The sequence below is a fragment of the Acidovorax sp. NO-1 genome (assembly GCF_000238595.1).
Taxonomy (GTDB): Bacteria; Pseudomonadota; Gammaproteobacteria; order Burkholderiales; family Burkholderiaceae_C; genus Acidovorax.
Genome location: NZ_AGTS01000046.1, coordinates 1 through 20,565 on the forward strand (window position 1 = coordinate 1; position 20,565 = coordinate 20,565).

At 67.9% G+C, this 20,565-nt stretch carries 19 protein-coding genes and 1 pseudogene; 8 read left to right on the top strand and 12 right to left on the bottom strand.

The genetic code is table 11. The annotated features are described in order from the left end of the window. The 3 genes and pseudogenes from KYG_RS24260 to KYG_RS04445 all read right to left on the bottom strand — a co-directional run. A pseudogene (locus KYG_RS24260) lies at positions 1-121 on the bottom strand (IS481 family transposase); the annotation flags it as partial. Between the two features lie 85 nt (positions 122-206). Continuing rightward, positions 207-1,412, bottom strand: a complete 1,206-nt coding sequence (locus KYG_RS04440; protein WP_008903635.1) for a chemotaxis protein CheW — start codon at positions 1,410-1,412, stop codon at positions 207-209. Between the two features lie 12 nt (positions 1,413-1,424). Next, the gene (locus tag KYG_RS04445) at positions 1,425-3,155 is read right to left on the bottom strand and encodes a PAS domain S-box protein (RefSeq protein ID WP_008903636.1); all 1,731 of its coding nucleotides are present in this window, start codon (positions 3,153-3,155) and stop codon (positions 1,425-1,427) included. Between the two features lie 183 nt (positions 3,156-3,338). On the opposite strand from KYG_RS04445, the gene KYG_RS04450 reads away from it, so the two are divergent. Next, the gene (locus KYG_RS04450) at positions 3,339-3,977 is read left to right on the top strand and encodes an MBL fold metallo-hydrolase (RefSeq protein WP_008903637.1); all 639 of its coding nucleotides are present in this window, start codon (positions 3,339-3,341) and stop codon (positions 3,975-3,977) included. 84 nt (positions 3,978-4,061) lie between these two features. Here KYG_RS04450 and KYG_RS04455 read toward each other — a convergent pair whose 3' ends face one another. Beyond that, positions 4,062-4,913, bottom strand: a complete 852-nt coding sequence (locus KYG_RS04455; protein ID WP_050813795.1) for a M48 family metallopeptidase — start codon at positions 4,911-4,913, stop codon at positions 4,062-4,064. A gap of 125 nt (positions 4,914-5,038) precedes the next feature. Here KYG_RS04455 and KYG_RS04460 point away from each other — a divergent pair, with 125 nt between their 5' ends. The 3 genes from KYG_RS04460 to KYG_RS04475 all read left to right on the top strand — a co-directional run bounded on the left by KYG_RS04460 (position 5,039) and on the right by KYG_RS04475 (position 8,783). Continuing rightward, positions 5,039-6,445, top strand: a complete 1,407-nt coding sequence (locus KYG_RS04460) for an MFS transporter (protein WP_008903639.1) — start codon at positions 5,039-5,041, stop codon at positions 6,443-6,445. A gap of 162 nt (positions 6,446-6,607) precedes the next feature. Continuing rightward, positions 6,608-7,330 (top strand): response regulator transcription factor, encoded by a 723-nt coding sequence (locus tag KYG_RS04465; RefSeq protein ID WP_008903640.1) that lies wholly within the window; start codon positions 6,608-6,610, stop codon positions 7,328-7,330. 187 nt (positions 7,331-7,517) lie between these two features. After that, on the top strand, positions 7,518-8,783 hold the full coding sequence (locus tag KYG_RS04475) for a sensor histidine kinase KdpD (protein WP_008903642.1): 1,266 nt from the start codon (positions 7,518-7,520) through the stop codon (positions 8,781-8,783). Here the strand turns inward: KYG_RS04475 and KYG_RS04480 are convergent. Further along, positions 8,758-9,933: a YbfB/YjiJ family MFS transporter gene (locus tag KYG_RS04480; RefSeq protein ID WP_050813796.1), complete on the bottom strand. Its 1,176-nt coding sequence runs from the start codon at positions 9,931-9,933 to the stop codon at positions 8,758-8,760. The genes KYG_RS04475 and KYG_RS04480 overlap by 26 nt on opposite strands. A 160-nt stretch (positions 9,934-10,093) precedes the next feature. Here KYG_RS04480 and KYG_RS04485 point away from each other — a divergent pair, with 160 nt between their 5' ends. Both KYG_RS04485 and KYG_RS04490 read left to right on the top strand, forming a co-directional pair. Continuing rightward, on the top strand, positions 10,094-10,963 hold the full coding sequence (locus KYG_RS04485; RefSeq protein ID WP_008903644.1) for a LysR substrate-binding domain-containing protein: 870 nt from the start codon (positions 10,094-10,096) through the stop codon (positions 10,961-10,963). Positions 10,964-10,998: 35 nt separating this feature from the next. Continuing rightward, complete coding sequence (locus tag KYG_RS04490; RefSeq protein ID WP_085942500.1) at positions 10,999-12,147, top strand: nitronate monooxygenase family protein; 1,149 nt, start codon at positions 10,999-11,001, stop codon at positions 12,145-12,147. A gap of 29 nt (positions 12,148-12,176) precedes the next feature. On the opposite strand, the gene KYG_RS04495 is transcribed toward KYG_RS04490, so the two are convergent. Genes KYG_RS04495 through KYG_RS04505 form a run of 3 tightly spaced genes read right to left on the bottom strand, consistent with a single transcriptional unit; the run spans position 12,177 to position 15,506 of the window. Beyond that, positions 12,177-13,166, bottom strand: coding sequence for a glycosyltransferase family 2 protein (locus tag KYG_RS04495; RefSeq protein WP_034693181.1), 990 nt, complete (start codon positions 13,164-13,166; stop codon positions 12,177-12,179). A 4-nt stretch (positions 13,167-13,170) separates the two neighbouring features. Next, positions 13,171-14,418, bottom strand: coding sequence for an O-antigen ligase (locus KYG_RS04500; RefSeq protein WP_034693151.1), 1,248 nt, complete (start codon positions 14,416-14,418; stop codon positions 13,171-13,173). Beyond that, the gene (locus tag KYG_RS04505; RefSeq protein ID WP_008903648.1) at positions 14,415-15,506 is read right to left on the bottom strand and encodes a glycosyltransferase; all 1,092 of its coding nucleotides are present in this window, start codon (positions 15,504-15,506) and stop codon (positions 14,415-14,417) included. The genes KYG_RS04500 and KYG_RS04505 overlap by 4 nt, the downstream gene beginning before the upstream one ends. 72 nt (positions 15,507-15,578) lie before the next feature. Between KYG_RS04505 and KYG_RS04510 the strand changes: the two genes are divergently transcribed. After that, on the top strand, positions 15,579-16,535 hold the full coding sequence (locus tag KYG_RS04510) for a capsular polysaccharide synthesis protein (RefSeq protein WP_008903649.1): 957 nt from the start codon (positions 15,579-15,581) through the stop codon (positions 16,533-16,535). On the opposite strand, the gene KYG_RS04515 is transcribed toward KYG_RS04510, so the two are convergent. Genes KYG_RS04515 through radA form a run of 4 tightly spaced genes read right to left on the bottom strand, consistent with a single transcriptional unit; the run spans position 16,529 to position 19,582 of the window. Beyond that, the gene (locus KYG_RS04515; RefSeq protein ID WP_008903650.1) at positions 16,529-16,735 is read right to left on the bottom strand and encodes a zinc-finger domain-containing protein; all 207 of its coding nucleotides are present in this window, start codon (positions 16,733-16,735) and stop codon (positions 16,529-16,531) included. The genes KYG_RS04510 and KYG_RS04515 overlap by 7 nt on opposite strands. Positions 16,736-16,740: 5 nt before the next feature. Continuing rightward, on the bottom strand, positions 16,741-17,679 hold the full coding sequence (locus KYG_RS04520) for a branched-chain amino acid transaminase (RefSeq protein ID WP_008903651.1): 939 nt from the start codon (positions 17,677-17,679) through the stop codon (positions 16,741-16,743). 39 nt (positions 17,680-17,718) lie between these two features. Then, on the bottom strand, positions 17,719-18,153 hold the full coding sequence (locus KYG_RS04525; protein WP_008903652.1) for a hypothetical protein: 435 nt from the start codon (positions 18,151-18,153) through the stop codon (positions 17,719-17,721). A gap of 49 nt (positions 18,154-18,202) precedes the next feature. Then, positions 18,203-19,582, bottom strand: coding sequence for a DNA repair protein RadA (gene radA, locus KYG_RS04530; RefSeq protein ID WP_008903653.1), 1,380 nt, complete (start codon positions 19,580-19,582; stop codon positions 18,203-18,205). Positions 19,583-19,697: 115 nt separating this feature from the next. Between radA and hpaI the strand changes: the two genes are divergently transcribed. After that, positions 19,698-20,528, top strand: coding sequence for a 4-hydroxy-2-oxoheptanedioate aldolase (hpaI, locus tag KYG_RS04535; protein ID WP_008903654.1), 831 nt, complete (start codon positions 19,698-19,700; stop codon positions 20,526-20,528). Positions 20,529-20,565 lie beyond the last annotated feature (37 nt).

Sequence of the window (20,565 nt, forward strand, 5' to 3'; positions counted from 1 at the left end):
AAACCGTCTGCTCAGTGATCCCGAAGCGCAGGGCCAGGACGTTGGCTGGCTCGTTGCTGGCTGCGATCTCGGCACGCACGGCGGGCGTGGTGCGGGCGTTCTTGTGCAGGGCAATCAACATGGCTTTACTCCCTGGGTAGATTGCAAGGACTCTATCAACTCTTGCAGGACCGCTCTGGCCATGAAGAGAGGATAGCGTTTAGAGTCTATGCAATCGTCCGGGATGCGACAACTACGCGCACCGTCTGGTCACGCCACGCCAGAACGGCGCGCCGCCCGTGGCGAAGGTCATCGCGGGCCTGGGGTGGCAGCTCCACCACGCCCACAATGCCCTCGACCGGCGAGGCATACCGCTGATCGGCGTCGAACACCAGGTAGGGCAAAGGCTCCGCCGCATCCGTGGGCGCACCACTGCGCGGCCCCGAGCCATCCGGGGCAATGCGGCTGATGGAGGCACCGGGGGTCAGGCGAAAGAGCTTGTCCACATCCAGAATCTGCAAGCGGCCCAGATCGGGGCTCAGCACCACACCGGCCAGCAAGGCATCCTCGGGCGTGCGGGCCACCGCGTCCGGCGCCAGATCGACAAACTGCTCGCACTCCGACACCGTGAGCCCGAGCACGAGCGGCCCCTGGCCCACCAGCACCATCCACGGTGCCGCCTGCCGGTTGCTGGCCTGACGGCCTTCGCTGATGTCCACCAGCGGCAGCTTGCGCCCACGCCACTGGCCGATGGCCCAGGTGCGGTCGTTGCGCCCCAGCGCAAGATCCGTCGCAGGCAGCGGCACCACCTGCTGCACGGCGGCCACCGGCACGGCCCAACGCTCCCGCCCGATCAGGAACACCGCGAACCGCTGCGCTCCGGCGCCCGGCTTTTGCACCGCCAACGCCGCTGCGCCCGCAGACCTTGCGGGGGCCAGCTCCGCCGCCGCACACCAGGCCTGAGCCAGCCGCATCAGCCGTGCCACTTCCAGAATGCACAGCGTGGGGGCCGCCGCAGACGCGGGTACCACCGACTCGAACAGTTCGCTGTCGTCCGGCGTGTGGTGCACCCTGCGCACGCCTTCCGCAGCCACAGGCTTCACGCCCAGCACGGCGTCCACGCGCACGCCCACCAGGGCGTCTGCATGCTGCAGCACCAGCAGCCTTGAAGCGACGTTGTCCTCATCATCCGCCGCCGACAGCGGCAACCAGCGCTCCAGCGCCACAATGGGCACGGCCGCACCCGCCACATCGGCAACACCCAGCAACGCGCCACTGCGGCGCGGCAGCACCGTCAGGCCCTGCGGCGGCAGCGGTACGGCCTGGCGAACCTGTTCAACGGGAATGGCAATATCGCAACCGCCCACACGCACATGCACATGCGGAATCACAGCAGGGCTGGCAGTGGCCGGGGGCGGGTTCACGTCCTGCATCGCAAGCAAGGCTCAATCCGCCTGGCGCGGGCTGCCACGGCCCTGCAAATCTTCCAGCAACCGGGCCACATCCTGTGTCGAATGCTCCTGCTCCTCGGTCGCAATGCGGATCTCGCTGATCGAGCGCGTGGTGGCTTCGACCGCGCCCAGGATGCGCGAGAACGCCGCATCCACCTCCTCGGACAGGCGGCTGCCTTCGGCCACGCGGCTGACGGTCTGGTGGATCAGCTTGGCAATCTCGCGCGCGGCCAGCGACGATTTCTCGGCCAGCTTGCGCACTTCGTCTGCCACCACCGAAAAGCCCACCCCTTGCTCGCCCGCGCGCGCAGCCTCGATGGCCGCGTTGAACGCCAGCAGATGGGTCTGGCTGGAAATCTCGCTGATCGTGTCCACGATCTCATGGATGTCCGAAGATGAACGCTCAATGGCGAGGATCGCGTCCCGCGAACGGCGCACCAGCCCGCTGCCGTCGCCCGCCTCACGCTGTGTCTGCTCGGCCAGCTCGGTGGAGCGGCCCGCACTGCGCGCCAGCCGCTTGATCGCATCGCTCATGGCATGCAGCACGGCGGTGATGTCCTGCACCTTCTGCGCTACCGCACGCTCGCGCTGCACCTGGGCCGTGATGTCCACCGCGTATTTCACCACCTTGTAGGGCCGGCCATCGACATCGAGGATGGGGTTGTACGTGGCCTGGATCCAGACCTCGGCCCCGTGCTTGCCGATGCGGCGATAGCGCGCGCTCTGGAACTTGCCCTCGCCCAGGTCGGCCCAGAAGTCGCGGTAGGCCTGGCTTTGGACCAGGCCGGGCTCGCAGAACATGCTGTGGTGCTGGCCGCGAATTTCTGCCAGGGTGTAGCCCATAGTGCGCAGGAAGTTCGGATTCGCCACCAGCACGTTACCTTGCATATCGAACTCGATCACCGCTTGCGACAGGCTGATGGCGTCGATCTTGCCCTTGGTCTCGGCGGCCGACGTCATGTCGTGCGTGATGTCCACCGCAAACTTGACCACCTTGTACGGCTTGCCAGTGACGTCCAGGATGGGGTTGTACGAGGCCTGCAGCCAGATCTCCTGGCCCGCCTTGGACAGGCGGCGGTAGCGCCCGGAAAAGAACTCACCACGGCCCAGGCGCGACCAGAGGTCGGCGTACTCGCTCGACGCCGCGAACTCCGGCTGGCAGAACATGCGGTGGTGCTGGCCCACGACCTCGTCCCGCACATAGGCAAAGGTGTCCAGAAAGTTGGTGTTGGCATCCAGAATCCGGCCCGTCAGGTCGAACTCGATCACGGCCTGCACGCGGTGGATCGCGGCAATCTTGCCTTCAAAGTCGGCCTGCTGCGCCCGCTGCGCGGTGATGTCGGTGGCCAGCTTGACCACGCCCACCGCGTGGCCTTCGGCATCCCGCACGGGGTTGTAAGAGGCCTGCAGCCAGACCGGCCGGCCTGCCTTGGTCACCCGCAAAAACACATCCTCGCGCACTTGCCCGGCGCGCAGCCCCTCCCAGAGCGCGCGGTACGCATCGCTGGCCGTCACCTCGGGCGGGCAGAACATGCGGTGGTGCTGGCCTACCACCTCGCGGGCGGTGTAGCCCATCAGGTCCAGAAAGAGCTGGTTGGCCCGCAGCACCCGGCCCTCCAGGTCAAACTCGATCACCGCCTGCACATGTTCCAGCGCTGCCAGCAGTGCCGCCGTGCGCGCTGCCTCCTGGGGGGCGGACGGAAGGGTTTCAATCGGAGTGTTCATGGTGAAGGCCGGTGTGAAGGCAAGCGCCCGGTGCTGGTTTGACGGATGGCGCCTTCAGGGGAAAGCGTCCTTTGCGCAGTGGCGGCAGGTTTCATGCAGCGGGCTGCATTTGCAACCAGATGAAACGGTGCAACGAGTATGGCTTAATTTTGCTTTTCTGGCATCACCCATCCCGCCCACCCCATGCTCCGGTACCTCACCATCCCCGTCACCGCGTTCCAGCAAAACTGCTCCCTCGTCTGGTGTGACGCCACGCACAAAGCCGCCGTGATCGACCCCGGCGGCGACCTGGACGTGCTGCTGGCTGAAATCCAGCGGCTTTCACTCACGCTCGACCAGATCTGGCTTACCCACGCGCACATCGACCACGCCGGCGGCACGGGCGAGCTGGCCCAGCGCCTGGCGCTGCCCATCGTCGGCCCGCACCCGGGCGACCAGTTCTGGATTGACGGGCTGCCGCAGCAAAGCGCGATGTTCGGGTTTCCGCCCGCGCAGCACTTCACGCCCACACGCTGGCTGCACGACGGCGACACGGTGCAGATCGGCAACGAGACGCTGCACGTGCGCCACTGCCCCGGGCACACGCCCGGCCACGTGGTGTTCCACGCGCCGCAGATTGACCGGGCCTTTGTGGGCGATGTGCTGTTTGCGGGCAGCATCGGCCGCACGGATTTCCCGCAGGGCAACCACCAGGACTTGATCGACAGCATCACCGGGCGCCTGTGGCCCATGGGGGACCAGACGGTGTTCATCCCCGGGCACGGGCCGGAGAGCACGTTTGGCCGGGAGCGCCAGAGCAACCCGTACGTGGGTGGAACCTGAAAATTTGGGTGTTTTTGGCCTCTGGCGCTTATCCATCAAGCGCCGGCAGCTATCAAAAACAGAGTGACGCCGGGTGCAGCAGGGTCAGCCGTTGCGCCGCGCCGCCTCGTACAGCCCCTGCACCTTGGGCACATTCGCCTGCAGCTCCTTGATGCGCGCCGGCCCCGACGGGTGGGTGGACAGGAAGGCCAGCCCACCCTGCTTGCTGCCGGTGGCGTTGCCCATCTTTTCCCACAGGCTCACGGACGCCTGCGGGTTGAACCCGCCGCGCGCAGCCAGCTCCAGGCCCACCAGATCGGCATCGCTCTCGTCCGACCGGCTGAACTGCAGCGTGAGCAGCTGCCCGCCCAACCCCGCCGCCGCCTGGCCCAGGTCACCCAGGCCCAGCAGCTGCGAGCCCAGGCGCAGCGCCAGGTTGGTGCCCTGCGTCTTGGCGATGCGCTCGCGCGCGTGTTCGCGCAGCGCGTGGGCCATTTCGTGGCCCATGATCATGGCGGTCTCGTCGTCGGTGAGCTTGAGCTGGTCGAGGATGCCGGTGTAGAACGCAATCTTGCCGCCGGGCATGCAGAAGGCGTTGATCTGCGAGCTGCCAATGAGGTTGACCTCCCAGCGCCACTGTCTGGCCCGCTCGTTCCACGGCGTGGTGTACGGGATCAGCCGCTTGGCAATCGCGTGCAGGCGCTGCAGCTGGGGGTGGTTGTCGGGCGCCAGGGCGCGTTTGGCCTTGGCCTGGCCCAGCATCTGCTGGTATTGCTGGGCGGCGGAGTTCTCCAGCGTTTCAGCGGGCACCAGCTTGCGCAGGCTGGACGCCGAGCCCACCTCGACCTGCGCCAGCGCTGGCGTGGCCGCAGCGGCGCCCGCCGCCAGCAAAAACGCGCGGCGTGCAGACCAGGGGGAAGATGGCGCAACAGAAGGGGCGGGGCAGAAGGTGCACATACAGAGAACCACCGTATTGAGGATGAACGCCTGAGGAAATAATGCCAGCGCTGGCTCCCAGATGGAGACCGACAGGCTTGCTGCAAGGGTGTGTCGGCGATGATAGACAAAACCTCGGCGCGCCCATGTCAGACACCTCCACTTCATCCACCCCCAATCTCACCCCTGAACAATCGCCCCGCACGCCCTGGCTGCAGACCCTGCGCGTGTACCTGGAGCCCGCCAGCCTGCGCATGCTGACGCTGGGGTTCTCTGCCGGGCTGCCGCTGCTCTTGGTGCTGGGCACGCTCTCGTTTCGGCTGCGCGAGGCGGGCGTGGACCGCAGCACCATCGGGTATCTGAGCTGGGTGGGCCTGGCGTATGGCTTCAAGTGGGTGTGGGCGCCGCTGGTGGACCGGCTGCCAATTCCGCTGCTCACCCACGCGCTGGGGCGGCGGCGCAGCTGGCTGCTGCTGTCGCAGGCGCTGATCGTGGGCGGGCTCATCGGCATGGCGCTGGCCGACCCGCGCCACACGCTGGGGCCCATCGTGTGGTGTGCGCTGGCGGTGGCGTTTGGCTCGGCCACGCAGGACATTGCGCTTGACGCCTTCCGCATCGAGTCGGCCGACGCCAACCACCAGGCGGCGCTGGCGGCGTCCTACCAGACGGGGTACCGCCTGGCCATGATCTGGGCTGGCGCGGGCGTACTCTGGATTGCCGCGCGCTCGGAGGTGGCCCCCGCGGTGGGCCAGGCCATCGCGCAGGGGGTTGTACAGGGTGCGGCACAAGGCGCCGCCGCCTACCAGAACGGCGCCTGGCAGGTGGCCTATCTGGTGATGGCCGCATCGATGGCAGTGGGCGTGGTCACGGTGCTGTTCTCGCGCGAGCCCGCGCCGGTGCAACTGCCCCCCGCCCGCAACGCGGCAGAGTGGATGCAAAGCGCCATGGTGGAGCCGTTTGCCGACTTTCTGCGCCGCTACGGCTGGCACGCGGCGCTCATCCTGGCGCTGATTGCCGTGTACCGCATCAGCGACGTGGTGATGGGCATCATGGCCAACCCGTTCTACGTGGACATGGGCTTTACCAAGGACGAGGTGGCCGCCGTGACCAAGGTGTACGGCGTGATCATGACGCTGGCCGGCGCCTTTGTGGGCGGCGTGTTGTCCATGCGCTTTGGTGTGATGCGCATCCTGATGATGGGCGCCGTGCTCAGTGCCTGCACCAATCTGCTGTTTGCCTGGCTGGCCGGACACGGGCACGACGTGACGGCGCTGATCGCCGTGGTGTCGGCCGACAACCTGGCCAGCGGCATTGCGTCGGCGGCGTTCATCGCCTACCTGTCGAGCCTGACCAACGTGAGCTACTCGGCCACGCAGTACGCGCTGTTCAGCTCGATGATGCTGCTGCTGCCGAAGTTTGTGGCGGGCTTCTCGGGCGACTATGTGAACGCGTTTGGCTACGCGCACTTCTTCACCGCCACCGCCATGCTGGGCGTGCCGGTGCTGCTGCTGGTGTGGCTGGCTTCAAGGGCCAAAAATGCCTCTGGCGCTTGATACACAAGCGCAATCAGCTATCAACTTAGAAGCAAATGGCTTCCGACCATCCTGGGTGGTCTCCGGCCGGTTTACCGCAACTTTACGGCCGCTTCAACACGGGGAGACGCCTGCGCGGGACCATGGGCTTGTCCCTCAGGAACCCCGCACTACACTGATCCCATGAGCTCGCAACTGTTGATGATCGAAGACGATGCCCGCCTGGCCGAGATGGTGGGCGAGTACCTGGGCCAGTCGGGCCTGCAGGTCACGCACCGCGCCGACGGCAAAAGTGGCCTGGCGCAGCTGCAAGGGCCCGACGCCGGGCCACTGCCCGATCTGGTCATTCTGGACCTGATGCTGCCCGACATGGATGGCCTGGAAGTGTGCCGTCGCATCCGGTCGCTGCAGGGCGGCGCGGCGCAGGTTCCGGTGCTCATGCTCACCGCCAAGGGCGACCCCATGGACCGCATCATCGGCCTGGAGCTGGGTGCCGACGATTACCTGCCCAAACCATTCGAGCCGCGCGAGTTGCTGGCCCGTATCCGCGCGATCCTGCGCCGGCGCACCGACGGCGCCGGCGCGGCGGCCGCCACCCAGGTGCTGCGCTTCGGCTCGCTGGAGATCGACCGCGACGCGCGCACCGTCACCGTGGGCGGCCAGCCCGCCGACCTCACCTCCTACCAGTTCGACCTGTTGGTGGCCCTGGCCGAGCGCGCGGGCCGCGTGCTCACGCGCGACCAGATCATGGAGGCCGTGCGCGGCCGAGAGCTGGAGGCGTTTGACCGCAGCATCGACGTGCACATGGGCCGCATCCGCGCGGCGATCGAGCAGGATGCCAAGAACCCGCGCCGCATCCTCACGGTGCGCGGCGTGGGCTATGTGTTTGCCAAGCAGCAGGATTGATGGTGTTCATCCCCCTGAGCGGCTGCGCCGCTTCCCCCTTCTCTCGCACCGCTACGCGCTGCGGGAAGGAGGACGCCGCCAGCGCGGTGGGGCGGCCCTTGCGCGGCGGCCACCGGCTCAGGCAGCGCCAGTATCTGGCCGCGCGCACGGTGGATAGCGGCCCCTTGCTCACGCCCTTCGTGTTTTCATGTCCCTGACGAACCCCTTTTCCCGTCGCCTTTACCTGCGCATCTGGCTGGCCGTGGTGGGCGGCATGGCGGTGCTGACGCTGGCCGTGGGCTGGGCCTGGCGTTTTGCTGAAGAGCAGAAGGCGCAGAACGCGCAGCCGTTTGTGCCGCCCTCGCGCGAGATGGTGCTGCGCGACCCGGCGGGCAATGTGCTGGTGCAGGGCCTCGGCACGCGCCAGCCTGGTGACCCTGGCGAAGGGTCCGAGTTCCACATTGAAACAGCCACCGGCGAGACTTTTGTGCTGCAGCTGGCACCGCGCCCGCCCCGGGGCGAGCGCGGCGACAGGATGGGCCGCCCCGGCGGCGGCGCCAACCGGAGTGACGCCGCGTTCTGGACGCGCCCGCCGTTTGGTTTCCTGTGGCTGCTGGGCATTGTGGGCGTGGCCGTGGCGCTGGGCGTGTACCCCATCATCCGGCGCCTCACGCTGCGGCTTGAAGCGCTCCAGCGCAGCGTGCAGAAGTTTGGCGAAGGCGACCTGTCGGTGCGCGTACCCGAGCAGGGGCTGGACGAGGTGGCCGATCTGTCGCGCCAGTTCAATGCGGCGGCAGCGCGCATCGAAACCCTCGTGCAGTCGCACAAATCCCTGCTGGCCAACGCATCGCACGAACTGCGCTCACCCCTCACCCGCATCCGCATGGGGATGGAGCTGATGGGCGGCCAGCAGCCCTCACCCGCCTTCCGCGCGGAGATCCTGCGCAACATTGCCGAACTGGACCAGCTGGTGGACGAGATCCTGCTGGCCAGCCGCCTGGATGCGCGCGAGGCCGATGTGGGCACCGTGGAACTGGTGGACCTGATCGGCCTGGCTGCCGAAGAGTGCGCGCGGGTGGATGCCGACCTGGACGTCGGCTCGGATTCGGTGGATGTGCGGGGCGTCTCCAAGCTGCTGCGCCGTGCCATCCGCAACCTGCTGGAAAACGCACGGCGCTACAGCACTGGCGAGATCACGTTGGCCATCGAGCGCCGCCAGGGCCACGCCGAGGTACGCGTGTGCGACCGGGGGCCGGGCGTGCCTGTGACCCACCGGGAACGGATCTTCGAACCCTTCTACCGCCTGCCCGGCGCCAGCGAGCGCGCCGGGGGCGTGGGTCTGGGGCTGGCGCTGGTGCGCTCGATTGCCGGGCGGCACAACGGCACGGTGCACTGCGAGGACCGGCCGGATGGCGCCCCTGGGGCCTGCTTTGTGTTGCGCCTGCCCGTCACCGCCGCCAGCGCCACGCCATGAAGCCATAGATTGCCGCGCCCAGGACGAGCACAGAACCTGCCACGCCCAGCGCATGGTCAAACCCCTGGGCCTGTGACCCGGCCCGTGCCAGCAAGGCCGCCGCCATGGGCGGCCCCGCGATCTGCCCGATGCCATACAGGGCGGTCATCAGCCCGGTAAAACCGGCTCCCGCCTGCGGCCACTGGTGCCGCGCCTCTTGAAGCGCAAAGAACGTGATGGCCGTGAACGGCAGCCCGAGCAGCAGGCTGCCGAGCGCAAACCCCGTGCGCCCCGGCCACACCAGCCCCAGGCCGATGGCCACGGCCTGCAGCAAAAAGGCCCCGGCCAGCAGCATGCGCCGGTCCCGCGTGGGCGCGATCCGTGTCGACAGGAACGCGCCGAGCGCTACCCCTGCGCCAAACATGGGCCAGAAAAGATCGGGCCAGAGCGACCCCGCAGGCAGCGCTGCACGCGCGATGACGGGCAGGAACGTCGCGGTGATGATGTACCCCAGGCCCGCAAGGCTGTAGGCCGTGGCCAGGAGGGCGCGCTCTGGCACGGGGCGCGCGGCGGGTTGCGGTGGGGCATCTTTTGCCACCTCAGGCTCAGGCTTCGGAGCTTCAGATCCCCGGATGACCGTCCACGCGCCACCACACAGCACGGCCGCCAGCACGGCAAACGCCAGCCAGCCCGCCGCAGCGCTCCAGCCTGCAGCGACCATGGCGCCGGTGGGCAGGCCGGTGAACACAATGCCCAGGCCCGGTCCGCAAAAGATCAGCCCTCCCAGGGCCGGACGCCCCAGGTGCGCCAGCCGCCCCATGCACCAGTTGGCGGTGCCAAGAAACACCAGCGCGCTGACCACCCCCGCCAGCAGGCGCAGCAGCGCCCACGATGCCGGCCACGGGAGGGCCAGCAGCCCGGTGAGTAGCACCGTGGCCACGAGCCCGCCGCGCACGAGCGCCGCATTGCCGGGCACCGCACTGGCCCCCCACCGCCGGCCCAGCCAGGGCAGGGCCATGTACAGCAGCGCACCCGCCAGGTAGCCCGCGTAGTTGGCCGTGGCCAGCCAGCTGCCGGTGGCGATGTCCACCACCCCGTCGTGCAGCATCATGGGCAGCAGCGGGGTGAAGGCAAAGCGCCCGATGCCCATCGCCACGGCCAGCGCCGCCATGCCGGCCAGCGCCACGCGCAGCGGAGAGGTCCCGTCTGCGGGCTGATGAGGAAAAGAAACCGGTTGCACTGCGCAAGATCAGGAAAGGATTGCCACTCGGGACCGTGTTGCATATCATCTTATCAAGAGATTGAATTTTTGAAATACATATTGTTTTGAGATGGAAAACGCTTCAACGCCGCTGGACCTTGCGGCACTTGACATCTTTCGCACCGTGGCAGCTGAGGGCAGCGTCACGCGTGCTGCCGAACAGCTGCGGCGAGCGCAATCCAACGTCACCACCCGCGTGCGCCAGCTCGAATCCGAGCTGGGTACCGAGCTGTTCCTGCGCGAGGGCAAACGCATGGCGCTGACCCCGGAGGGCCAGGTGCTGCTGGGCTATGCCGACCGCTTGCTTGCGCTGGCCGAGGAAGCGCGCCAGGCGTTGCGTCCGGGGCAACCAACGGGTCGCCTGCGCCTGGGCTCCATGGAGAGTACCGCCGCCAGCCGCCTTCCTGCGCCGCTGGCCCGGCTGCACAGCCGGTGGCCGGACGTGGGACTGGAACTCTCCACCGCGCCCACACGCGAGCTGCTGGAGCGCCTGCGCGCCCATACGCTGGACGCCGTGCTGGTGGCCTGGCCGCCCGGCCAGGCGCCTGACCCTGCGCTGGAAACACGGCCAGTGTTCGTCGAAGAACTGCTGCTGGTGCTTCCGGCCGGGCACCCGCCGGTCAAACACCCCCAGGATGTACAGGCGGCCTCGCTCGCGGTGTTCGAGCCTGGTTGCACCTACCGCCGCATCGCACAGGACTGGTTCGCTTCCCGCGCAACGCAGCCGCAGTTGCTGGAGCTGAACTCCTACCATGCCATCCTGGCCTGCGTGGCGGGCGGGGGCTGTGCGGGTGTGGTGCCCCGTTCGGTGCTCGAGCTCTCGCCGCAGGCGGCGATGCTGCGCCAGCAACCGCTGACCACTATCAGCACCCTGCTCGTGTGGCGCCAGGGGTACCGCTCTGCGGCGCTGGATGCCTTGCAGCAGGTGCTGGCGGCCTGACCTCCCCTCTCTTTTCTTTCACGCACAAGCCTCCCATGACCTTCCAACCTCTTTGGCGAGCACTCTCGCTTCGTCTGCCCATCCTCCAGGGCCCCATGACGGGTTCCGACACCCCGGCACTGGCGGCGGCTGTGTCTGCTGCCGGAGGGCTGGGCATGCTGGGCTGCGGGATGCGGTCCCCCAGCGCCATGGCCGAGGCTGCGGCCGAGGTGCGGCGGCGCACGGACCGGCCCTTCGGGCTCAATCTCTTTGTGCAGGACACGCCCACGCCCGACCCCGCCACGGTGGAGCGTGCGCTTGCACGTCTGGCGCCGCTGTACGCCGAGTTCGGTCTTCAGCCCGCAGCGCCCGCCCAATGGTGCGAGGATTTCGCAAGCCAGTTCGATGCATTGGTGGAGGCGCGCCCGGCAGTGGCAAGTTTTACCTTCGGCATCCTCAATGGCGCGCAGGTCGAGCGGCTGCATGGTGCGGGGTGCACCGTCATCGGCACGGCCACGACGGTGGCCGAGGCAATCGCCTGGGCTGATGTGGGCGCGGACGCGGTATGCGCTTCGGGCATGGAGGCCGGAGGCCACCGTGGCACTTTTTTGCCCATGGGACGCCCCGACCCCCGAGGGCCGGTGGCAGGCGAACCGGCAGGGCAGAGCGGCCCCTCGCACGCCGACTTTGCTGCGGCCATGGTGGGCACGATGGCGCTCGTCCCGCAGTGCGTGGACGCGCTGCACCCCCGGGGGGTGGCCGTGATCGCGGCGGGCGGCATCATGGACGGGCGCGGCATTGCGGCGGCGCAGGCCCTCGGTGCGGACGCCGTGCAGATGGGTACGGCCTTTCTGGCCTGCACGGAATCGGGCATTGGCCAGGCGTACCGGGATGCACTGGCGCGCGCACAGGGCACAGATACGCGCGTGACACGCGTCTTCTCAGGCCGCCCCGCGCGCGGCATCGTGAACACGATGATGGAACGGCTGGCGCGCGACGAGGCCGCAATTCCCGCCTATCCCGTGCAGAACGCGCTGACCGGCACCTTGCGCCGCACTGCAGCCGCGCAGGGGCGCGATGACTACCTCTCGCTGTGGGCAGGCCAGGGAGTGGCCGCGGCACGCGCATTGCCTGCGGGTGAGCTGGTTGCGGCGCTGGAGCAGGAGTGGTGTGCAGCGCTGGGCAGGTCACCATCGCAAGCCTGATCGAATCCAAACAACACTGCGGCAGGTATTCAGGGCCGGGCGTTGAACCAGCGCAGGAACCGCTGGCGCCGCAGCCACCAGCCGCGCAGCAGGTAGGCGCGTGACAGTTCTGCCGGTGCCAGTGGCGAAACCTCTACAAAGTTGCGGCGCAGCTCATCAGCCACCTCGACCGCGCCCGCGCGGCACGCGGCACGCATCGCCCCCACCAGGCTGCGCGCCGCCTGCTGCGCCAGGGCCAGACGCAGGTTCTGGTGGCTGGCACAGGGCGAAGCCTGCAGCGCCTGCGCAAAAGGCAGCAGCGCCGCAGACTGGTCCAGCGCCTTGGGCACGCTCATGCTGGCCAGGATGCTGCCCGCGCGCTGGCGGTAGGCCACCCAGGGTCGGGGCTCGTAATAAAAACTGCGGGCACGCAGGGCCATCAGGGGCATGGTGGCCATGTCCTCGAAATGCCGGCCCACGGGAAAGCGCAGCCCATCGCCCCAGAGCATGCGCCGCGAGATCTTGGACCACGCGTGCAGTTCGCCCGTGGACAGCATGCCCGCCAGCAAGGCGCAGCGGTCATGCTCCAGCCGGGACGCCGGGCCCCGGAAGCTGCGCCGGTGGTGCTCGCCGCGCAACCGGTGCTTGAGGCGTACACGCTCGCGCCACACCGAAAAATCGCAGAGCACCACATCCGGCGCGTGCGCCTGCACGATGGTGCGCAGGCGGGCGATGCTGCCGGGCAGCAGCTTGTCGTCGGAGTCGAGGAACCACAGGTACTCGCCCTGCGCGGCATCGATCATCGTATTGCGCGCTGCGCTCAGGCCGGCGTTGCGCTCGTGCCTGAGCATTTGCAGGCGCCCCGGCCAACGCCCGGCCAGTTCCTGCATCAGCGCCCAGCTGCCGTCGGTGGAACAGTCGTCCAGCACCAGTATCTGCACGCCTGCGTCGTCGCCCAGCTGGTCGATGACGGACGCCAGACACTCGTGCAGCCAAGGCTGCACGTTGTACACAGGCACGAGGACGCTCAGCCACGGCAGCACGTCAGTGTTCCCGCTCGACGCCCTGCAGCGCGGCCCACAGCACGGCCACATAGAACACGAAGCACATGATGCCGCTGTTGTGGTTGAAGAAGGGCTGCGACATGCCAAATACGAGATAACTCGCGGGCACGACGGTGCCCATGGTGCGCAGCGCCAACGCGGCGCGCCAGGCGGGGGTGTCCTCGGCATGGCGGGCCATGCGCCTGCGGGTCGGCCAGAACATGCCCAGCACCCAGGCATGCAGGGCCAGCGGCAGCAGGACACCCCCGAGCCCCACCTTGACCCAGCCATCCAGGAAGACGTTGTGGACTTCCCGGTAATACATCATCTCCGGGACATACTCGCCCGCGTCCACGCGGCGCTGCATCTCTTCGACAAAACCGTGCGCGCCCCAGCCCAGCCAGGGTTTTTGCGGAATCATCTGGGCCACCAGCTGGTACTGCGCGAGCCGCAAGCCCAGCGAGGTGTTTTCCTGCCCCTCGTGTACGTACCCGCTGATCTCGGTGGCCGCAAGACCCACACGCTCCTTGAAGCGCGGCGTGAAGCCCAGCACCAGCACCAGCGCCGCCAGCACAAGTGCGAGCGCCGCGAGCACGCGCCCGAACCTGTGCGGGCGCAGGCTCCACACCACCCACAGCCACAGCGGGAAGACGGCCCCTACCGCCAGCCAGCCCCCGCGCGACTGCGACAGCAGCGAGGCTGCAAACCCCAGGACCACCGCCAGCCCCATAACCACCCGCCACGGCCAGCGGTGCTGGCGCCAGAAAACCGCCAGGGGCACCGCGGCCAGGCACGCCAGCAGCAACGCCAGGTTGCCCCACTGGATGGCGTTGGTGTAGCCGGTCGCACGTTCCAAGCCGAGACCCCATACCTGCCAGAACGCCAGCACCCCCATGCCGATGCAGCCGATGGGCAGCCCCGCCAGAAAGGCCCGCGGCGGTGGCGGGCTGGCCGTGATGTACAGCAGGCACAGCGCCCCGAGGAACCATTTGAGGGCCTTGTCCCAGCGGGACACCCCCGTGTCAAGCGACATCAGATACGCCATGCAGCCCATGCCCAGCAGCAGCAGCGCCAACCCCAGCGTCGGTGCGCCCGGCTTGTGCCTCAGCCATGCGGGCGCAAAACACACGGCTCCCAGCAACAGCAGCAGCGCTGCATAGGAATAGCCCGAGGGCACCCACAGTGCCAGGGCCGGCAGCAAGAAGGCGGCCACGGTGGTGGTGCGCGCAGACAGTGCCATTGCCTTCATGCCGAGCCCCCGTTCATCAGGAGCGCCCGGTAGCGCTGCCACATCAGCTCGTGCCCGTGGGCTTTCAGCGCCTGCGCGCGCGCCGCGGCCCCGAGGCGGGCGGCCATGGCAGGGTCCAGCAGCACCTGTTGCAGGGCATCGGCAAGGGCTGTAGCGTCACCGGGCGGCACCAGCAGACCCGTGCGGCCCTGGTCGATCACTTCGCGCACCCCGACCACGTCGGTGGCGACGCAGGCGCAGCCTGCGGCCATGGCCTCCACCAGCGCCAAAGGCATGCCCTCCCACCGGCTGGAAAGCACAAAAACCTGCGTGGCGGCCAGGCGCTCGGGCAGGTTGCTCACGTTGCCCAGAAATCGCACCTGGGCGTTGAGACCCAGACGCTCCGCCAGCGCCCGCGCCTGGCGCAACAGGCGTTCGCTGCCCGCTCCCGCAAGGTACAGCGCAGGCGTCAGGCCCCTGTCACGCAGCAGCGCCAGGGCATGGATGAGCGTCGCATGGTCTTTCTGCCGCGCAAAACGTGAGGCCATCAGGATGGCCGGCTCCCGGTCTTGCCAGCGCGGCGGCAACAAACTTTCGGGAAAGCGTTCGAGCGCAATGCCATTGGGGATGGCCAGGCACTGAGCGGGCGCAAACCCACGCTCAATCAGGCTGGTGCGCACCCCCTCGGACACGCCAATGCTGGCCTGCGTGTGCGGTGCGAGTGCCAGCGCCTGGCGCAGGCGCCGCCGCGTGTACCGCTCGCGCGCGTTGTGCTCCACGTGGAAGATGCGCGGCACGCCTTCGGCCACCGCTGCCTGCCGCCCCCAGATATGGTCGCTGAATCCGTGGGCAAAGACCACGTCGGGCCTCCAGGCACGGATGATGCGGCGCAACTCCCACACCGTGAGCGCGTGCAGCCAGTTGGAGACCACCCTCACCTCAAGGCCCCGTGCCCGCAGCGCCTCCACCCGATCCATGCGGGTGCTGCGCTTGCGCCGCAGCACCAGCAGCACCTCCATGCCCGGGGTGCGCTGTGCGGCTTCGCACAAATCCACCGCCACCTGCGTAGCGCCGGAAAAACCACCGGTGACAAAGTGCAGTACCTTCACGGCGCTTCAGCCTGGTCGCCCAACCGACGGCCGTGATGCAGCACCCGGCCCTGACGGACAATTCGCCCCACCATGAAGCGAATCCCTGCCAGCCTTTTCCGATGGGCACTGCGCTGCGCCCGGCCGCGCCAGCGTGCCAGCTATGCCATGCCGGCGCCCAGTATCTACCAGGGCAGCAGTGTCGCTGCGGCCACTGCGGATGAGCCCATCCCTTTGATCTTGTGGACATATTGGAACCAGCCCGAGCCCGACGCGTTCGTGCGCCAATGCCTTCAGAGCTGGCAGCAGCATTGCCCCGGCTACGCCCTGCGGCTGGTCCACCCGGGCAACCTGCACGACTATGTGCCCCGCGACCACCTGCCAGACGCTTTCACGGCGCTGCACCCGACCAAACAGTCCGACTGGCTGCGGCTGTACCTGGTGCACCGTTTCGGTGGCTACTGGCTTGATGCGACCATCGTGCTGACACGCGCCCCTGACTGGCTGGACGCACTGCGCCTGCAGCAGGGTGCCGGATTCGTTGGGTTTTACCTTGGTGGCTTTACGCACAACCCTGCCTGCCCCGTCGTTGAAAGCTGGGCTTTCGGTGCGCCGCCGGGCGATCCGTTCGTGGGCGCATGGCAGCGCGAGTTCCACCACGCCCTGATCGAGGCCGGTCCCGCCAGCTACCTGGCCCGGCTGCGCCAGCAGGAGGATGGTGGCGCAGCGGTGCTGCAGGGCATTGCGGACCCGGCGTACCTGCTGATCCACGTGGCGGCGCAACAGGTGCTGGGACGCGCCAACGCGTTCCGGCTCGTACTGCTGCGCGCCGAGGACACCGCCTTTTTCTACCAGCAGGCCCTGTGGTGGAAGTGGTACCTGCTCTACCCCAGGCTGTGCCTGGTACCCGACGCGGCGCAGCCCGCGCCGCTCATCAAGCTGCGCGGCGGGGAGCGGCGTCATTTCGCGCAGATGATCGCTCAGCACGGGGAACCGGTTTCGGGCAGCATCTGGCAACGCGCATGCGCGGAGGCGCGCACCGGTCAGTGACCGGCCCTCGCCGTTTCGCCGGCCTTCAGGCGGTACACCGTGCCGCAGTACGGGCACTTGGCTTCACCCGTACGGGCCACGTCCAGATACACCTTGGGGTGGCCGCTCCACAGCTTCATGTCGGCCTTGGGGCTGGGGCAGAAAACGCCGCCCTGGGGGTTCAGGTCTTTGGCCAGGAGTTCAACGGTAGCTTGCGACATGTTCTTCAGACCTTGCTCAGCCAGTGGGCGTATTTCGGGTTGCGGCCACCGACGATATCGAAGAAGGCGCTCTGGATCTTTTCGGTGATCGGGCCGCGCGAACCGCTGCCGAGTTCGATGCGGTCGAGTTCGCGAATGGGGGTCACTTCAGCGGCTGTACCGGTGAAGAAGGCCTCATCGGCGATGTACACCTCGTCGCGCGTGATGCGCTTTTGCACGATCTCCAGGCCCAGGTCCTTGGCGATATGGAACACGGTGTTGCGCGTGATGCCGTTCAGGGCACCGGCCGACAGGTCGGGCGTGTAGATCACGCCGTTCTTGATGACAAAGATGTTTTCGCCCGCACCTTCGGACACAAAACCCGAGCTGTCGAGCAGCAGTGCTTCGTCGTAGCCGTCGTCCAGCGCTTCCATGTTGGCGAGGATGGAATTGGTGTAGTTGCTCACCGCCTTGGCCTGCGTCATGGTGATGTTGACGTGGTGGCGGGTGTAGCTGCTGGTCTTGACGCGGATGCCGCGCTTCATGCCTTCTTCGCCCAGGTAGGCACCCCAGGCCCAGGCGGCCACCATGAGGTGGATCTGGTTGCCCTTGGGCGAAACACCCAGCTTTTGCGAGCCGATCCAGGTCAATGGACGCAGATAGCAGGATTCGAGCTTGTTTTCACGCACCACAGCCTTCTGGGCTTCGTTCACCTCTTCCTTGGTGAAAGGAATCTTCATGCGCAGGATCTTGGCGCTGTTGAAGAGGCGATCGGTGTGCTCTTCCAGGCGGAAGATCGCCGTGCCGTTGGCGGTGTTGTAGGCGCGCACGCCTTCGAAGGCGCCGCAGCCGTAGTGCAGGGTGTGGGTCAGCACATGGATCTTGGCGTCGCGCCAATCGACCATCTGGCCGTCCATCCAGATCTTGCCGTCACGGTCGGCCATCGAGGGAACTACGGGGCTCATGGGTGTCCTTTGGTTGCTGTGGGTCGCAAAAGCGGGATTTTACGGGGCCGCGGGCGGTCCGCCCTCGCCGCCAGCGTCGGCGTGGTCCTCGGGGCGGAACAAGGTCCACGCCACCAGCTTGCCATGGAGAAATTCGCAGGTCACGTGCGAACGGGTGCCGTCGGTCCAGCGATAGGTCTCGGGGTCGGCGCCTTCGGTGGACAACTGCTCACCCAGTGCCTGCGTCATGGCCACCACATGCATGAGGTTCACGCCCTTGGCCAGCCGGGCGTTGAGCATGACCGCACTGCCCACGTACCCGATGGGCCGTCTGGCCGCCTTCTTCATCACGTTCATAAGCCGCGTGAAATGGAGCAGAGCCCACATGACCAGCCCGCCCACCACGGCCGCCACACCGGCCCAGCCGTAGGCATAAAAACCAAACCCGATCAGGGCCACCGCCCCCAGGGGCACCAGGATATTGCGCAAATTCATAGGCTGGGATTGTCTTACGGCCTCAACCGTGTGTGGCTGTGGGCATTGCTTACAAGCCCCGCACCACGTTCATGGCTTCTTCCACCCGCTCCACCGCGTGGATGGTCAGCCCCTCAATGGGTTTCTTGGGCGCATTGGCCTTGGGCACCACGGCCACACTGAAACCGAGCTTGGCGGCTTCCTTCAGGCGCTCCTGGCCGCGGGGAGCGGGCCGCACCTCACCGGCCAGCCCCACCTCGCCAAACGCCAGAAAGCCGCGCGGCAGCGCCTTGCCGCGCAGGCTGGAGGTGATGGACAACATCACCGCCAGGTCGGCCGCCGGCTCGCTGATGCGCACGCCGCCCACCGCGTTCACAAACACGTCCTGGTCCATGCAGGCCACGCCCGCGTGGCGGTGCAGCACCGCCAGCAGCATGGCCAGGCGGTCCTTGTCCAGGCCCACCGACAGGCGCCGGGGGCTGGGGCCGCCACTGTCCACCAGCGCCTGGATCTCCACCAGCAGCGGGCGTGTGCCCTCCAGCGTCACCATCACGCAGCTGCCGGGCACGGGCTCGCTGTGCTGGCTCAGGAAGATGGCGCTCGGGTTGCTCACGCCCTTGAGGCCTTTTTCGGTCATGGCGAACACGCCGATCTCATTCACCGCGCCGAAGCGGTTCTTGATGGCGCGCACCAGGCGGAACTGGCTGTGCGTGTCGCCCTCGAAGTACAGCACGGTGTCCACCATGTGCTCCAGCACGCGTGGGCCGGCCAGCGCGCCCTCCTTGGTCACATGGCCCACCAGGATCACCGCGATGCCCGTGCCCTTGGCCATGCGCGTAAGGTGCGCCGCGCATTCGCGCACCTGGGCCACCGAGCCCGGCGCGCTGGTGAGCTGGTCGGAATAGGTGGTCTGGATGGAGTCAATGACCACCACGGCAGGCTGCGTGGCCTCGACCGTGGCCAGAATCTTTTCGAGCTGGATTTCGGCCAGAAGCTGCACCTGGCTGCCGTCGATGCCCAGGCGCCGCGAGCGCAGCGCCACCTGGGCGCCGCTCTCCTCACCCGTCACGTACAAGGTTGGCAGGCCTGCGCGCTGCAGCGCGTCCATGGCCTGCAGCAGCAGGGTCGATTTGCCAATGCCCGGGTCACCGCCAATGAGCACCACGCCGCCTTCCACGATGCCGCCGCCCAGCACCCGGTCCAGCTCGTCGATGCCGCTGGGGGTGCGCGCCACGTCCTGGGCCTCGATGGCCGCCAGCGGAAGGACGGGCTGTGCGTTGGCCAGGCCTGCGTAGCCCTGCGGCGTGCTCAGGCGGTTCTTGCCCGGCCCGGCCTCGGCCACCTGCTCGATCAGCGTGTTCCAGGCCCCGCAGGACGGGCATTTGCCCAGCCAGCGCGGGCTGGTGCCGCCGCATTCGGTGCAGGTGAACGTGGTTTTGTCTTTGGCCATGTCAGATGTGGTTGGATGCCCCTGGAACCGGGGAGCTGACTATAGCGGCCAGGCCCACGCGGGCTGGCAACAGCCCGTACGATGGCGGGCTTGGCAATGTCGTACGGAGCTCAGATTGCAGACACCTCACAACCCCTTCAAACAGGCCCTGGCCCAGGGCCAGGCACAGATCGGCCTGTGGCTCGGGCTGGCCAACGCCTACAGCGCAGAAATGCTTGCGGGCACCGGCTACGACTGGCTGCTGGTTGATGGCGAACATGCGCCCAACGACCTGCGCTCCATCCTGCACCAGCTGCAGGCCATCGCCAGCGCCGCCAGCGCCCTGCCGCCCCGCGCGAAGGCGCCCCACCCCGTGGCGCGCGTGCCGGTGGGCGACACGGCCCTCATCAAGCAGTACCTGGACATCGGCGCCCAGACCCTGCTGGTACCCATGGTGGACACCGCCGAGCAGGCCCGGCAGCTGGTGCGCGCCACGCGCTATGCACCCGAAGGCGTGCGCGGCATGGGCAGCGCGCTGGCCCGCTCGTCGCGCTGGCAGGCGTACCCGCAGTATGTGCACGAGGCCAACCAGCAGATCTGCCTGCTGGTGCAGGCCGAGACGGTGGAGGCCATGGCCAACCTGGATGCGATTGCTGCGACGCCCGGGGTCGACGGCGTGTTCATCGGCCCGGCGGACCTCTCGGCCTCCATGGGCCACCCCGGCAACCCGGGGCACCCTGACGTGCAGGCCGCCATCCACGACGGCATCGCGCGCATCCTGCGTGCGGGCAAGGCGCCGGGCATTCTGGCCACCACCGAGTCGCAGGCGCGCCAGTGGCTGGCCGCAGGCGCGCTGTTTGTGGCCGTGGGTGTGGACACCATGCTGTTGGTGAGCGCTGCGCAAGACTTGCTGGCGCGCTACCGCAGCGCCGAGAACGCCGCCCCGGCGCGGCCCGCAGGGTATTGAACAGCCCTGCGATCAGACCCAGACCCTTAAGGACAGA

What these genes read in the sequence shown, in the direction of transcription:
- KYG_RS04450 (WP_008903637.1), top strand. Translation starts at nt 3,339, where the DNA reads ATGCTCCGGTACCTCACCATCCCCGTCACCGCGTTCCAGCAAAACTGC.
- KYG_RS04510 (WP_008903649.1), top strand. Translation starts at nt 15,579, where the DNA reads ATGAAGCGAATCCCTGCCAGCCTTTTCCGATGGGCACTGCGCTGCGCC.
- radA (WP_008903653.1), bottom strand. Translation starts at nt 19,582, where the DNA reads ATGGCCAAAGACAAAACCACGTTCACCTGCACCGAATGCGGCGGCACC.
- KYG_RS04515 (WP_008903650.1), bottom strand. Translation starts at nt 16,735, where the DNA reads ATGTCGCAAGCTACCGTTGAACTCCTGGCCAAAGACCTGAACCCCCAG.
- KYG_RS04525 (WP_008903652.1), bottom strand. Translation starts at nt 18,153, where the DNA reads ATGAATTTGCGCAATATCCTGGTGCCCCTGGGGGCGGTGGCCCTGATC.
- KYG_RS04500 (WP_034693151.1), bottom strand. Translation starts at nt 14,418, where the DNA reads ATGAAGGCAATGGCACTGTCTGCGCGCACCACCACCGTGGCCGCCTTC.
- KYG_RS04440 (WP_008903635.1), bottom strand. Translation starts at nt 1,412, where the DNA reads ATGCAGGACGTGAACCCGCCCCCGGCCACTGCCAGCCCTGCTGTGATT.
- KYG_RS04480 (WP_050813796.1), bottom strand. Translation starts at nt 9,933, where the DNA reads ATGGCGGCGCTGGCCGTGGCGATGGGCATCGGGCGCTTTGCCTTCACC.
- KYG_RS04520 (WP_008903651.1), bottom strand. Translation starts at nt 17,679, where the DNA reads ATGAGCCCCGTAGTTCCCTCGATGGCCGACCGTGACGGCAAGATCTGG.
- KYG_RS04445 (WP_008903636.1), bottom strand. Translation starts at nt 3,155, where the DNA reads ATGAACACTCCGATTGAAACCCTTCCGTCCGCCCCCCAGGAGGCAGCG.
- KYG_RS04490 (WP_085942500.1), top strand. Translation starts at nt 10,999, where the DNA reads ATGACCTTCCAACCTCTTTGGCGAGCACTCTCGCTTCGTCTGCCCATC.
- KYG_RS04460 (WP_008903639.1), top strand. Translation starts at nt 5,039, where the DNA reads ATGTCAGACACCTCCACTTCATCCACCCCCAATCTCACCCCTGAACAA.
- KYG_RS04465 (WP_008903640.1), top strand. Translation starts at nt 6,608, where the DNA reads ATGAGCTCGCAACTGTTGATGATCGAAGACGATGCCCGCCTGGCCGAG.
- KYG_RS04485 (WP_008903644.1), top strand. Translation starts at nt 10,094, where the DNA reads ATGGAAAACGCTTCAACGCCGCTGGACCTTGCGGCACTTGACATCTTT.
- KYG_RS04475 (WP_008903642.1), top strand. Translation starts at nt 7,518, where the DNA reads ATGTCCCTGACGAACCCCTTTTCCCGTCGCCTTTACCTGCGCATCTGG.
- KYG_RS04455 (WP_050813795.1), bottom strand. Translation starts at nt 4,913, where the DNA reads ATGTGCACCTTCTGCCCCGCCCCTTCTGTTGCGCCATCTTCCCCCTGG.